Source organism: Endobacter medicaginis (assembly GCF_014192375.1).
GTDB lineage: Bacteria > Pseudomonadota > Alphaproteobacteria > Acetobacterales > Acetobacteraceae > Endobacter > Endobacter medicaginis.
In genome coordinates this window covers 193910-206078 of sequence record NZ_JACHXV010000006.1, presented here as the reverse complement: position 1 = coordinate 206078, position 12169 = coordinate 193910, and the positions used below count along the sequence as shown (strand labels likewise).

15 protein-coding genes and 1 riboswitch are annotated in these 12169 nt (G+C 70.8%); of the genes, 6 read left to right on the top strand and 9 right to left on the bottom strand.

Features of this window, described 5'->3' with window-relative positions:
* Positions 1–4: 4 nt before the first annotated feature.
* From lptG to FHR90_RS10145, 8 genes are read right to left on the bottom strand one after another with little or no spacing between them, the layout of a single operon-like run.
* On the bottom strand, positions 5–1117 hold the full coding sequence (gene lptG, locus FHR90_RS10180) for an LPS export ABC transporter permease LptG (protein ID WP_176625822.1): 1113 nt from the start codon (positions 1115–1117) through the stop codon (positions 5–7).
* Positions 1118–1121: 4 nt separating this feature from the next.
* Positions 1122–2279, bottom strand: coding sequence for an LPS export ABC transporter permease LptF (lptF, locus tag FHR90_RS10175; protein ID WP_176625820.1), 1158 nt, complete (start codon positions 2277–2279; stop codon positions 1122–1124).
* Positions 2280–2338: 59 nt separating this feature from the next.
* Positions 2339–3169 (bottom strand): MOSC domain-containing protein, encoded by an 831-nt coding sequence (locus FHR90_RS10170; RefSeq protein ID WP_246330192.1) that lies wholly within the window; start codon positions 3167–3169, stop codon positions 2339–2341.
* Positions 3169–4578 carry an FAD-binding oxidoreductase gene (locus FHR90_RS10165; RefSeq protein ID WP_176625753.1) on the bottom strand — a complete coding sequence of 470 codons (1410 nt, stop codon included), beginning with the start codon at positions 4576–4578 and terminating at the stop codon, positions 3169–3171. The genes FHR90_RS10170 and FHR90_RS10165 overlap by 1 nt, the downstream gene beginning before the upstream one ends.
* A 35-nt stretch (positions 4579–4613) precedes the next feature.
* The gene (locus tag FHR90_RS10160; RefSeq protein WP_176625755.1) at positions 4614–4754 is read right to left on the bottom strand and encodes a hypothetical protein; all 141 of its coding nucleotides are present in this window, start codon (positions 4752–4754) and stop codon (positions 4614–4616) included.
* Positions 4755–4795: 41 nt separating this feature from the next.
* Positions 4796–5359 carry a hypothetical protein gene (locus FHR90_RS10155; protein WP_183275169.1) on the bottom strand — a complete coding sequence of 188 codons (564 nt, stop codon included), beginning with the start codon at positions 5357–5359 and terminating at the stop codon, positions 4796–4798.
* Complete coding sequence (locus tag FHR90_RS10150; protein ID WP_183275168.1) at positions 5356–6357, bottom strand: L-threonylcarbamoyladenylate synthase; 1002 nt, start codon at positions 6355–6357, stop codon at positions 5356–5358. Before FHR90_RS10150 ends, FHR90_RS10155 begins: the two co-directional genes overlap by 4 nt.
* Positions 6354–7133 carry a 3'(2'),5'-bisphosphate nucleotidase CysQ family protein gene (locus FHR90_RS10145; protein WP_176626637.1) on the bottom strand — a complete coding sequence of 260 codons (780 nt, stop codon included), beginning with the start codon at positions 7131–7133 and terminating at the stop codon, positions 6354–6356. The genes FHR90_RS10150 and FHR90_RS10145 overlap by 4 nt, the downstream gene beginning before the upstream one ends.
* 254 nt (positions 7134–7387) lie before the next feature.
* On the opposite strand from FHR90_RS10145, the gene FHR90_RS10140 reads away from it, so the two are divergent.
* The 4 genes from FHR90_RS10140 (at position 7388) to FHR90_RS10125 (ending at position 10303) form a co-directional block, all read left to right on the top strand.
* Positions 7388–8872, top strand: coding sequence for a leucyl aminopeptidase (locus FHR90_RS10140; protein ID WP_246330173.1), 1485 nt, complete (start codon positions 7388–7390; stop codon positions 8870–8872).
* Positions 8873–8884: 12 nt separating this feature from the next.
* Positions 8885–9343, top strand: a complete 459-nt coding sequence (locus FHR90_RS10135; protein WP_176624629.1) for a DNA polymerase III subunit chi — start codon at positions 8885–8887, stop codon at positions 9341–9343.
* Between the two features lie 29 nt (positions 9344–9372).
* Positions 9373–9504: riboswitch (SAM-I-IV-variant riboswitch) on the top strand.
* A 44-nt stretch (positions 9505–9548) separates the two neighbouring features.
* Positions 9549–9842: a hypothetical protein gene (locus FHR90_RS10130; RefSeq protein WP_176624631.1), complete on the top strand. Its 294-nt coding sequence runs from the start codon at positions 9549–9551 to the stop codon at positions 9840–9842.
* On the top strand, positions 9839–10303 hold the full coding sequence (locus FHR90_RS10125) for a hypothetical protein (protein ID WP_176624632.1): 465 nt from the start codon (positions 9839–9841) through the stop codon (positions 10301–10303). The genes FHR90_RS10130 and FHR90_RS10125 overlap by 4 nt, the downstream gene beginning before the upstream one ends.
* A 16-nt stretch (positions 10304–10319) precedes the next feature.
* On the opposite strand, the gene FHR90_RS10120 is transcribed toward FHR90_RS10125, so the two are convergent.
* On the bottom strand, positions 10320–10694 hold the full coding sequence (locus tag FHR90_RS10120; RefSeq protein WP_176624634.1) for a DUF4870 family protein: 375 nt from the start codon (positions 10692–10694) through the stop codon (positions 10320–10322).
* A gap of 131 nt (positions 10695–10825) precedes the next feature.
* Between FHR90_RS10120 and FHR90_RS10115 the strand changes: the two genes are divergently transcribed.
* Complete coding sequence (locus FHR90_RS10115) at positions 10826–11935, top strand: mannosyltransferase family protein (protein WP_246330190.1); 1110 nt, start codon at positions 10826–10828, stop codon at positions 11933–11935.
* Complete coding sequence (locus tag FHR90_RS10110) at positions 11932–12159, top strand: hypothetical protein (RefSeq protein ID WP_176624638.1); 228 nt, start codon at positions 11932–11934, stop codon at positions 12157–12159. Before FHR90_RS10115 ends, FHR90_RS10110 begins: the two co-directional genes overlap by 4 nt.
* Positions 12160–12169: the final 10 nt, after the last annotated feature.

Below are 12169 nucleotides of genomic sequence, written 5' to 3'. Positions count from 1 at the left end.
GGTCTCAGCCGTCCTCCAGATGCAGCAGCAGGGCGACCGCAAGCAGCAGTCCCGCGCCTGTGGGCGCCCAGGCGGCCATGATCGCCGGCAGTGCACCCGATTCGCCGAATTGTTCGGCCACCTTCGATACCGTGAAAAGGGCGAAGCCCGCGACCAGTCCGCTGCCGATCATCTGTGCGACACCGCCGCGACGCGCCGGCCGCATCGAGAACCCCGCCGCCACCAGCGACATCGTCGAGGCCAGCAGCGGCAGCGCGAGCAGCGACTGGAAATGCAGCCGGTGCCGTACCGAGGAAAAGCCCGAGCGGTCGAGCAGACGGATGAAGCCCGGCAGCGCCCAGACCGACAGCGTATCCGGCGAGGCGAAGCTCTCCTGCACGCGGCGGACCGTCAGGTCGGTCGGCAACTCGATGGTGCCCACATGGACCGGCAGGCTGTCGGGGGCGATGGTGGAGGCGTCGTGCAGCACCCATTGCCCGCCTTCGAGGGCGGCCCGGGGCGATTCGATACGGCTGAGCAGCCGGTCGGCGCCATCGAGGCGGAAGACGCTGGCGCCCGTGACGTAGAGCGACTTGCCCTCCAGCCGCACCTGGCGCGCATGCACGATCGCCACCCCATCCGGCACCAGCCCGTGATCGAGCTGGCGCAGCCAGAGCTGCCCGCCGCTGGTGGCGAGCGGGCCGCCGGTGGAGCGCAGCCAGGTGCGGTCGAGCTGTTCGGCGCGGCTGTACATTGCCGAGGAGACCGGGCTGATCACCCCGGTGAAGATGATGCCGAGCAGCATCGCGCTGGCCAGCGGGGCGGCGAGGAACTGCCATGCCGAGATACCGGCGGCGCGCGCGACGATGAGCTCCGACGAGCGCGTCAGCCGCCAGAAGCAGACAATGCCACCGAGCAGCACGCCGAACGGCATGATCTCGATCGCATAGTAGGGCACATGCAGGGCGGCGATCTGGGCGACCAGCGCGAAACCCACATCCTCGCGCGTGGACGCCCGGCGCAGCAGGTCGATCAGGTCGAACAGCCCGACCAGCCCGGTCAGGGCCGCGATCATGCCCAGCACCGACAGCGTGAACAGGCGCGCGATGTAGAGCGACAGGGTGACGGCGACGCCCATCGTCTCAACCCGCCACCGCGTGTGCCGGCCGGGCGGCGCGGCGTGGGGCCGGCGTGTCGCGCCGGAACAGCCACCATGCACAGACCAGCCCCGGCGCGATCGCCTGCACCCAGACCAGCGGCATCAGCGCCATCGCACCGGCGGCGATCGACTGGACGGTGAGCTGGACGGCGAGCAGCCCGACGACGATGCCGATCGCGCCGAGTGGGCGCCAGATATTGCCATGCCGGGAAAACCCGCCGCTGAGCACCGCCACCAGTGCCACCAGCGCGAAGCTGAGCGCCATGAACGGGCTCGACAGCCGGCGATTGGCCTCGACGGCGAACTTGCCGCGGTCGCGGTCGTGGAAGTTCATGCCCTGCGGGTGCAGCAACTCGGGGATCGACATCTCGGCCGCGTCGCGCTCGGGCGAGGACCCCTTGCCGTTGGAGGCGAGGTCGATCGTATTGCGCTGGAAGGTCAGCACGTTGAGCCGGCCCGTGCGGTGATCGAGCGACTGCCGCGAGCCGTTGAACAGCACCACCTGGGGCGCACTGTTCTCGTCGGTGGTCACCAGCGCGCCGGTCTGGGCGAGGATGGTGGCATGGGCATTGGGCTGGCGGTCGTCCTCGATCAGGATGCCGTGCAGCAGCCCGCTGCGGTCGCGTGAGCGCACATAGACGGTGAGGTTGTCCGACATCGAGGTGAACACGCCCTCCTGGAGCAGGAAGGCGGCCATGCGGTTGCGGATCTCGAATTCATAGGTGCGGAAGCGGTGATAGCTGGCCGGCACCAGCCAGACATTGAGAATCAGACACAGGATCGCCGCGACCGCCGCCGTCATCAGCGCCGGGCGGGCCAGTGCGAACGGCGACATGCCGGTCGCGCGCATCACCGTCAGCTCGCGGTCGCCGGACAGGCGCTGGTAGATGAATTGCACCACGACAAAGGTGGTGATCGGCAGGATCACCGCGATGAAGCCCGGGATCAGCAGCCCGGTGAGCTGGATGAACACCCGCAGCGACAGGCCGTGATCGACCACCAGCGTCACGAAGCGCAGCGACTGCGTCAGCCAGATCAGCGCTGCCAGACCGCCGGTGGTCACCAGCAGCGCCAGCAGCAGCTGCCGCAGCAGGTAGCGGTCGATCCGGCTCAAGGCGAGCAGGGGGTGGGGCGCAGTCATGGCCCTATCTAGCCGCCGCCGTGTCGCGGCAAAAGCCCAGGGCCCTGGAAGACGATGTTTCAGCCGGTGACCGTGACCCGCTCGCCCACATGCAGGGTGGCGGGGCAGGTCGAGGCCACCGGCACCGCATTGACGCCGAACACCATCTTGCGGCCGATTCCCGCCGCGCCGGCCAGCACCCGCAGCAGCCCGCGCGCCGCCGCGCTGCGTGGGTCCACCTCGCCGGTGTGCTGGTCGATGGTCGGCACCTGGCAGCGCTCGCAGGGGTGGGCGAGGCGCAGCTCCGCCGCGCCGATGCGCAGGCCCCGCCAGCCGTGCTCGGCCCAGGGTGTATCGTGCTCGACGATGAGATTGGCGCGGAAGCGGTCCATCGGCACCGCATCGAGCCCCGCCTGCGCCAGCAGCGAGCCGAGGGCGGCGAGCGAACCGGTGGTGGTGACCAGCACCGGCAGGGAGTCGGCCAGGCTGGTATATTCGGTCGACCCCGACGGCGCGGTGCCGCAACGGCGCGCATCCTCGCGGTCGAGACGCACCAGCCGCGCCTCCGTGTCCAGCAGCCCGGAGAGGAACGCCGATGCCTCGGGTGCGGCGAGGGCGGTATCGACCCGCGTGCCCCAGACGATCGCCTCCGCGCGGCCGTGCTCGCCGACGGGCGGGGCGATGTCGATGATGCCGGTGCGGGCGTGCAGCCTGAGGCTGCCGCCGGCACCCGGCAGGGCGCGGATCGCCGCCATGCGGGCGAACTGGCGCTGGGTCAGCACGGTGCCGTCGGCACCGATCACCGCCCAGCGCCGGTCGCCGTCCAGTCCGAGCGAGGTCAGCGTGACCGTATCCGCGATGACCCCGCCCAGCGACTTGACCGGGTAGCAGGCGAGGCCCGCAAGGCGCATCACGGCCGAGGCAGCATCACGAGCGGGTTGAGCAGGTGCTGCGGATCGAGGGCGGCCTTGATCGCCCGCATCGCCTCGAGCTCGGCTCCGCCACGCCACAGCGGCATCATGTAGGGCTTGAGCCGGCCCACCCCGTGCTCGGCGGAGAAGCTGCCATCGAGCCGCTGCACCACCGCGCCGACCGCATCCATCAGCGCGTGGTCGCGGGCGAGGAAGCCGGCCGGGTCGGCGCCTTCGGGCTGCACCAGATTGAAGTGGATGTTGCCGTCGCCGATATGGCCGAACGGTGCGACGCGGATGCCGGGAACCATCGCCTCGCAGACCCTGGTCGCCTCCTCGAGAAAGGCCGGGATGCGCGAGACCGGCACCGAGACGTCGTTCTTGACCGACGCGCCGGCGCGCTTCTGCGCCTCGGAATGTTCCTCGCGCAGCATCCATAGTCCCAGGCGCTGGGCCTCGCTCTCGGCGAGCACCGCGTCGAGCACCTCCTCCGCCTCGATCGCCGCCTCCAGCACGCTCTCCAGCCCGGCGCGCAGATCGCCGCCCTCGCGCGGGGTGGCGAGCTCGACCAGCACGTAATGCGCGGCCGGCTCGGCCAGCGGCAGCGTTGCGCCGGGGATCAGTGCGTTGACCAGCGCCATGCCGGTGCCGGACATGTATTCGAACGCCTGCACCGCGCCCGGATCGTGCTGCTGGAAGCGGCCGAACAGTGCCAGCGCCGCCTCCGCCGTGGGCAGCGCGCACAGCGCCACCTCGCGCTGACGCGGGCGGGGGGCGAGCTTGAGCACCGCGGCGGTGATGATGCCGAGCGTGCCCTCGCTGCCGACGAAGAGCTGGCGCAGGCAGTAGCCGGTATTGTCCTTTCGCAGCCGCCGCAGCCCCTCGAACACGCTGCCATCCGCCAGCACCACCTCGAGCCCGAGCACCAGATCGCGCGCATTGCCGTAGCGCACGGTGAGGTTGCCGCCGGCATTGGTGGCCAGCACGCCGCCGATGGTCGCCGAGCCCTCGGCGTTGATCGACAGCGGCAGCATCAGCCCGGCCGCCTCCGCCGCCTCCTGCCCGGCCTTCAGCGTCATGCCGGCCTCCAGCGTGATCGACATGTCGGCGCGGTCGAGCTCGCGGACCCGGTTCATCCGCGACAGCGACAACACGAACTGCGCCCCGCTCTCGTCGGGTGCGGCACCGCCGACCATCGAGGTATTGCCGCCTTGAGGCACGATCGACGCCCCGGCCGCGGCACACAGCCGCACGGCCTGCGCCACCTGCGCCGTATCCGCCGGCCGCAGCACCGCCGCTGCCCGGCCATGATACAGCCCCCGCCAGTCGGACTCGAAGCCGGTCATGTCGGAACCGGTGAGAAGGCCGGAGGGGCCAAGGAGGCTGGCAAGCTGATCGAGCAGAGGCATGGGCGGTCTTCCGGTGCGTTGCTACCGCGTTATGGTCACGGCGCGCGCATGTCCAGATGCCGCAAGGCGACATTCTCAAGCGCAACGGTCATCACCCCGGCCATCACCTGATGATCGCCGGTCAGGCCCGCGGTCGTGGCGTCGTCGTGGTCCGCGGGCGATCTGAGCGACCTCACCTGGCTCGACGGCCTGCGGAGCAAGGACCGGGAGGTGGCCTCTACCTCAGATAGCGCAGATTGTCCGATGCCACCGGTCGCTGGTCGAGCAGGGTGACGGCCATGGTGCAGGCGATGCCGATGGTCAGGCCGAGCAGCCCCACCAGCACATAGAGATAGTTGCGCGGCCGCGTGGTGCGGTGGGCGAGTTGGAGCGCCTGCTGCAGCTCGGCGCGCGACTGGCGGGTGAGCTGGAGTTCCTGGCGCAGCGAGTCGATTCGGCTGGAGGCGTTGCGCAGCTCGAGGTCCATCTTGTTCACATCCGCCGCGAGCTGGGCGATGCGGGTGCGGGCGGCCTGGATCTCGTTGGCGGCCGGCGCCTCCCTGGCTGCCGCGGTGGAGGCGGTCGAGCGCCGCGTGCGTGGCTTGGGCGTGGTCGCGGCACGCGCCGGCTCCCGGGCGACGGCCACGAAGAGGTTCTTCAGCGCGCCGCCGGTCTGCCCGTTGCGCCGCGCCCGTGCGCGCAGCGCATCGAGGGCGGCGGCGGACTGTCCGGGCTGATCTTCCAGCACCAGCGCGAGGATGTCGGAGAGGACCTTGAGCTCCTTGGGGTCGAACTCGCTCATGCAGCCCCCCTCGCGGCCGTCGCCGGGGTCGCCGCACGGCTGAGGCGGTCGTTGATCGCGGCCCCGATCCCGTCGGGCGGCACCGCCATCGCCGCGATGCCGCGCAGGCCAAGCCGCGTGCCCTCGCGGTCGAGATGGCGCAATCCGGCATAGAGCCGTGCGGCCGCCTCGGCGAGATCGCCACACTCGCTGAGCTGCCAGACCAGGGCGGCGCCCTGAGCGGCCTCAGGGACCGGCCCGAAGGCCAGCAGCGCCTCGTCGGGCCGCGCGCCGTCCGCCGCCAGCCGCACCGGCAGCGAGGGCGCGTAATGCGAGGCAAGACCTCCGGGGCCGCGCAGCGGGCCGGGGGCGGCGCCCGAGACGATCGGTCCGATGACCCGTTCGATCGCCCCGGCGGTGATGCTGCCGGGCCGCAGCAGCCGAGCTGTGGCGCCCGAGAGGTCGAGCACCGTGCTTTCCACCCCGACCGGGCAGGGGCCGCTGTCGAGCACCGCATCGATGCGACCGTCGAGTTCCTCGATCACGTCCGCCGACGTGCTGGGGCTGACGCGGCCGGAGCGGTTGGCCGACGGGGCAGCGATCGGGCATCCGCTGGCTTCGATCAGCGCGCGGGCGATGGCGGGTCCGGGGACGCGCACCGCCAGCGTGTCGAGCCCGGAGGCGGCGGCCGGCGCGATCCGCACGTCGGTGCGCCGCGGCAATACCAGGGTGAGCGGGCCGGGCCAGAAAGCCTCGGCCAGCGCGGTCGCGCGCGGGTCGGGACGGACGAGCGCGAAGGCCGCCTCCGTGGTGGCGAGGTGCACGATCAGCGGATTGTGCGACGGCCGTCCCTTGGCGGCGTAGAGGGCGGCGATCGCGTCGCCGCTGTTGGCATCCGCGCCCAGCCCGTAGACCGTCTCGGTGCCGAACGCCACCAGCCGGCCGTCGCGCAGCAATGCTGCCGCGGTCGCGATGCCGCCGGTGTCGGCCGCGAGGCGCAGGGTCGGACGCGATCTCATGCGCCGAGGCACAGGAAGGGCGGGTTGCGCCACTCCGGCTTGCCGTAGGCGAGGACGTCGCCGTCGAAGGTCTGCACCCGGCCGCCGGCGGCTTCCACGATCGCCTGCGGGGCGGCGGTGTCCCATTCCATGGTCGGACCCAGACGCGGGTAGAGATCGGCCTCACCCTCCGCGAGGCGGATGAACTTCGCCGCCGAGCCGAAATTGCGCCGTTCGGCCACCGGCCGCGCGGCGATGAAGGCGGCCAGTGCGGGATCGTCGGCATAATGACGCGACGCGAGGATGGTCAGCCCGGCTTCGGGGGCGGCGCGCACGCTGATCGGATGCATGCCCGTCGCATCGAAGCGGCGCGCCGGGGCCATCGTCCCGCCGGTGTAGAGCTGCCCGAAGGCCGGCAGGGCCACGGCGCCAAGCACCACCCGGCCGTCACGGACCAGGCCGATATTGACGGTGAAGGTGTCGCGCCCGGCGGCGAATTCGCGCGTGCCGTCGAGCGGATCGACCAGCCAGTACTCGTCGCCGGGAATGATCGAGATACCGGCCGCGGCCTCCTCCTCGGCAATCACCGCGATCTGCGGAAAGCGGGCGCGCAGCCCGTCCACGATCAGCGTCTCCGCGGCACGGTCGGCCTCGGTGACCGGGCTGTCATCGGCCTTGGTCTCGGTCGTGAAGCCCCGGCTGCGGATGCGCATGATCTCGCCCGCCGCCCGTGCCGCGAGGCGGCCGGCGAGGGCGAGCAGCTCGCCGTCACGGCCGGACGCACCGACGGCGGCCATATCGGGGAGCGCGAGAGCGGTCCGCGACCAGGGGTTCTGCGGGTCACATGGCGACTCGGATGCCGGCACGAAGTTCATCCCTTCTGGATAGCCGAGCGCCGCCGCCCGCGAAAAGGGCAATCCCGTGTCCGCTCAGGGCAGCCCGTGCAGAAGTGAACGCCGGTTGTTCCGGATCGGCCGGGTTGCCTCGCCGGTGGGCGAGGGGGATAACGCTCCATTCGGTCTGTGATCCGATCCCGGTCTGGAGTTGCCCCTTGCTCGACATCCGTTTCGCCGCGCCGCCGCTGCCGTCCGCCGAGGGCGAGGAGGCGTATGGCGTCGCCCTGCTGCTGAGCGCCGACGGTCCGAAGCCGCCCGGCTTCGAGGCCCTCGATGCCGCGACCGGCGGCGCATTGTCGCGCGCCATCGCCGCCGCCCAGTTCAAGGGCACCGCCGGCAAGACGCTGTCTCTGCTCGCGCCGGCGCCGGGGCTGGCGAGGGTGATCGCGGTCGGGCTCGGTGCGCAGGGCGAGCTCGATGCCGCCGCCGCGGAGCGTGCCGGCGGCATCGCGGCCGCCAGCCTCGCCGACACCGCCCGCGCCGTGATCGTCGCCGAGGCGGTGCCGAGCGCGCTCGCGGTGTCGGTCGCCACCGGTGCGGCACTGCGTCACTATCGCTTCGACCGCTACCGCACGCGGGAGAGTGCCGAGGACAAGCCGCGCCTCGCCGCGATCACCATCCACACCGCCGAACCCGATCACGCCACCACCGCCTGGGCAGCGGCGCAGGCGGTGGTGCGCGGCGCGTTCATCACCCGCGACCTGGTCAGCGAACCGGCCAACATCCTCACCCCGGCGGTGTTCGCCGAACGTATCGCGGCACTCTCCGAGCTCGGGCTCGAGATCGAGGTGCTGGACACTGCGGCGATGCGCGAGCTCGGCTTCGGCGCCCTGCTCGGCGTCGCCCAGGGCAGCGACAACCCGCCGAAGCTGGTGGTGATCCGCCATCGGGGCGGCCCGGACCCGGAGGCGGCGCCTGTCGCCTTCATCGGCAAGGGCGTGACCTTCGATTCCGGCGGCATCAGCATCAAGCCGGCCGGCGGCATGGAGGAGATGAAGACCGACATGGCCGGCGCGGGCGCGGTGGTCGGGCTGATGGCCGCACTCGCCGGACGCGGTGCGAAGGTCAACGCGGTCGGGCTGGTCGGGCTGGTCGAGAACATGCTGTCGGGCAACGCGCAGCGCCCGGGCGATGTGGTGACCTCCGCCTCGGGGCAGACCATCGAGGTGATCAACACCGATGCCGAGGGCCGTCTCGTGCTGGCCGACGTGCTGTGGTATGCGCAGGAGCGGTTCAAGCCGAAGCTGATGGTCGATCTCGCGACATTGACCGGCGCGATCGTGGTCAGCCTGGGCTACGAGCATGCCGGACTGTTCGCCACCGACGACACGCTCGCCGAACAGCTTGCCGCGAGCGGCCGCGCGACGGGCGAGAAGCTGTGGCGGATGCCGCTCGGCGAAGCCTATGACAAGCAGATCCGCTCCGACATCGCCGACATGAAGAACATCGGCGGCCGGCCGGGCGGTGCGATCACCGCAGCCCAGTTCCTCAAGCGCTTCGTCCGCAGCACGCCGTGGGCGCATCTCGACATCGCCGGCACCGCCTGGGGCAACAAGGACGTCGCCACCGCGCCGAAGGGTGCGACCGGCTTCGGCGTGCGCCTGCTCGACCGCTTCGTCGCCGATCATCACGAGGGCTGATCGGGCTCGGTCGTGGCGGCGATCGGCTTCTATCACCTCACCCGCGACAGCGCCGAGACCGCGCTGCCGCTGCTGCTCGACCGCACGCTGGCGAGCGGCGAGCGCGCGGTGGTGCGGCTGCGCGATGCGGAGCGGCTGAAGGTGATCGATATGGCGCTGTGGCAGGCGCCGGAGCTGTTCCTGCCGCATGGCAGTGCAGCCGACGCCGAGGCGGCCCGTCATGCGGAGATCCAGCCGATCTGGCTGACCGTCGGAGCCGACGACAACCCGGCCGGGGCGCGATTCCTGTTCCTGCTCGACGGCGTGGAGGCAAGCGGCTTCGACGGATTCGAGCGGGTGTTCGACCTGTTCGACGGCAATGACGACGTGCAGCTCGCCTCGGCCCGCGCCCGCTGGACGGAGCGCCGCGCGGCGGGGCATGCGCTGAGCTATTTCCGCCAGGAGGGTGGTCGCTGGCTGCGCGGCGGTTGACGCGGGGCGCAGCTTGGCCCTAGAGCAGCGTCATGCATCAGGAGTTGGGCGGTGGCCCGACGCCAACCTGCCTGCCCGGGCAAGGTGGCGCCTTCCGCAAGAGCGGAGGGGATGCGGCCTTGCCGTCCCATGACCGGGACGGGGCAACCAGACGGGTTGATCCGCCGCATCTCGAACACCGCCCGCTCCGAGCAGGAGAGGTGTGATGTTCGACGCGGCCGGTTTCGAGACGACGGATGACGCGTGTCGAGGCTTCGGCCCCGAGACCCTGGTCTGCCACATCACCGATCCCGGGCGCGGCTGGCGCCGTCGTTGCGGTGAGGTGCATGTGATCGTCGTCGAGACCATCGATGGCGCCTTCACCCAGGTGGTGCGCCTGCCCACCTTCGGGCGCGAGGTGTTCGTCGAACGGATCCTTTCGGGCCGCGATGTGGTGGCGGCGCGGGCCTACGCGCTGCAGCGGTTCGCAGGGGCCTCACGATCGGGGGAAGGGCAATGATCAAGCCGGTGATCGGGCTGGCAGCCGCTCTGACGGCACTCGCAGTGCCGGCCTGGGCGCAGGACGCAGTGCGCTGTCCAATGCGGTCGGCCGTCTACGAAGCGCCGAACGGGGCCTACAGCGTGGCCTTTCATCATGCGACCGCGATCCCCGATCACTATCCCGGATTCGACATCGTGATGCCCGGCACCGCCTCCGTGGCGCGGTTCGCCGTGGATGCGGGCAATGACGCGGCGCAGTCGGCCTTCCGGGTCGGGGCGGGTGGCGGCGATGGGCCGTACTTCTTCTATGCGTTCGACGACCGGATGGTCGAGGCTTTCGGCGGCGCTCACGACGACGAGCCGGCACCGCGATACCTGTTCTTTCCGAGGATCGAGGCGATGGTGGCGCCGGTGGTCGCCCCGGGCGGCCATCCGGCCCTGCGCCAGGGAATGGTGGTGCTGCACCGCTGCGCGCGATAGGGCGCACCCCTCCCGATCAGAAGAATCCTTCCGGGTTGCTGATCGGCCGGTCGTCGACGAGCGCGATCACCGGCCGCACCAGACGCACCAGCCACCACAAGCCGGCCAGGATCAGGATGATCACGCCGATGCCCACAAAGATCAGCACGGTGCCGATCACCGTCAGGATCAGCCCGATCCAGAAGCTGCGGATCGCATAGATCAGGTGGCTCTCATAGACCGTCCCCGCCGCCTCGGCACGCTTGGCGTAGGCGATCACCACCCCGATGATGCAGGTGATGCCGGTGAAGTAGGTGGCGATGTAGAGCGCCTGCACGATCCAGGTCCAGCCGCGGAGCGTGATGCCGCTGCTCGGGGCCGGCGCAGGGCTGAACGGGTCGGTGGCTGACATGAAAGGCGCTCCATCGGCTCGGGGGCGGACTTGTCGCAAACGGTATTGCCCGCGATACGGTTGCGAGGGTGCATCGACCGGCTCCGTGCTGTCGATCCCATGGTGAGGATCAAGGACGTGGCAGGGTCGTGATGCAGAGGAACGCCCGCGCCGAACGGCTTGCCGCCACCGTGACGTCGGTCGCGATCGTCGGGCTCGCCATCCTCCTGCACGCGCTCCTCGCCCGACCCTGGGGCGGGCTGGTGGCGGCGTCCTGCCGGTGGGACTGTGTGTGGTATGACCGCATTGCCGCGCATGGCTATGCAGCGCTCCCGCAGCTCTGTGACCCGGTCCGTCTCGGTCAGGCCGACTGGGCGTTCTTTCCGCTGTTCCCGCTGCTTGCCGGCCTGCTGGCACGGGTGACGCATCTGCCGGTGCCGATGGCGGCCCTGACGCTTAACATCGCACTGCTGCCCTGTCTGATCACGCTGTGCGCAGACGATCTCAAGCTGCAGGGCAGGGCGGTCGGGGCGTGGTTCCTGGCTGCGTTCTTCGTGCTGTATCCCTTCAATGTCTGGTACGTCTCCCAGTACTCCGAGACCGCGTTCGGCGTGGCGCTGATCGGTGGCGTGGTGGCGCTGCGGCGGGGCCGGGTCTGGCTGGCGGCGGTGGCGTTCTTCCTGCTCGGCATGGCGCGGCCGACGGGCTTCGTGCTGGCTGCCTGCATCGCAGGATACGACATCGTCACCGGCCGGATCGGCGGCGATCGGACGGCATCGACGCCTGCACGCCGGCTGGCGGACGGCGTGCTGCTGGTGGCCGCGGCCGGGGCGGGGCTCGGAGTGTTCGTGGTCTATCTTGATCACCTCACCGGCGACGGCTTCGCCTTCATGCACGTGCAGATCGCCTGGCACCGCCGGTTCCGCTTCTTCATTCTGCCCATCCTGCATGCGCTCGGCCACAGGCACTGGCTGCCGCAGGGGCTGTTCGCGATCGCCGGCATCGCGCTGATCGTGTGGCTGATCCGGACCGGTCGGCTCTTCGTCGGGCTGGTGGTCGGCGTCACCGCCCTGCTGGCGGGCTCGACCGGGGCCGCATCGATCGAGCGGTTCGTGTTCAGCAATCCGCTGGTGATCGAGGTCGGTGCCTCGCTGGCCTGGCAGCTCAACCCCAGGCGCCGATGGGCGGTGCTGGCGGCGATGGCGGTCGGGCAGGTACTTGCGACCGAGCTGTGGTTCTCCGGCTCGGATATTCTGACGTGACGGCGCTGAAGCTGCTGGCGGCAGCGGGGCTGCTCGGCTTCGATCTGTATGCACTCTGGCTCGGGCTGCATCCGCGCGTCGCCCCGGTCTGGCGGGCCTATTACATCACTCACGCCATCGACGTGGACGCGTTCGTCGCCGAGCTGCGCAGGACCCACCCCGTGCAGGACTCGCCTGCCGACATGCCGCCTCTGCGAGCCTATGGCCGGCCCGGCGGGCGGTGACGCACCGGCG

Bases quoted from the DNA above. Each gene is read 5' to 3' on its own strand.
- lptG (WP_176625822.1), bottom strand. From the start codon at position 1,117: ATGGGCGTCGCCGTCACCCTGTCGCTCTACATCGCGCGCCTGTTCACG.
- lptF (WP_176625820.1), bottom strand. From the start codon at position 2,279: ATGACTGCGCCCCACCCCCTGCTCGCCTTGAGCCGGATCGACCGCTAC.
- FHR90_RS10170 (WP_246330192.1), bottom strand. From the start codon at position 3,169: ATGCGCCTTGCGGGCCTCGCCTGCTACCCGGTCAAGTCGCTGGGCGGG.
- FHR90_RS10165 (WP_176625753.1), bottom strand. From the start codon at position 4,578: ATGCCTCTGCTCGATCAGCTTGCCAGCCTCCTTGGCCCCTCCGGCCTT.
- FHR90_RS10155 (WP_183275169.1), bottom strand. From the start codon at position 5,359: ATGAGCGAGTTCGACCCCAAGGAGCTCAAGGTCCTCTCCGACATCCTC.
- FHR90_RS10150 (WP_183275168.1), bottom strand. From the start codon at position 6,357: ATGAGATCGCGTCCGACCCTGCGCCTCGCGGCCGACACCGGCGGCATC.
- FHR90_RS10145 (WP_176626637.1), bottom strand. From the start codon at position 7,133: ATGGCCGCCGTCGGTGCGTCCGGCCGTGACGGCGAGCTGCTCGCCCTC.
- FHR90_RS10130 (WP_176624631.1), top strand. From the start codon at position 9,549: ATGTTCGACGCGGCCGGTTTCGAGACGACGGATGACGCGTGTCGAGGC.
- FHR90_RS10125 (WP_176624632.1), top strand. From the start codon at position 9,839: ATGATCAAGCCGGTGATCGGGCTGGCAGCCGCTCTGACGGCACTCGCA.
- FHR90_RS10120 (WP_176624634.1), bottom strand. From the start codon at position 10,694: ATGTCAGCCACCGACCCGTTCAGCCCTGCGCCGGCCCCGAGCAGCGGC.
- FHR90_RS10115 (WP_246330190.1), top strand. From the start codon at position 10,826: ATGCAGAGGAACGCCCGCGCCGAACGGCTTGCCGCCACCGTGACGTCG.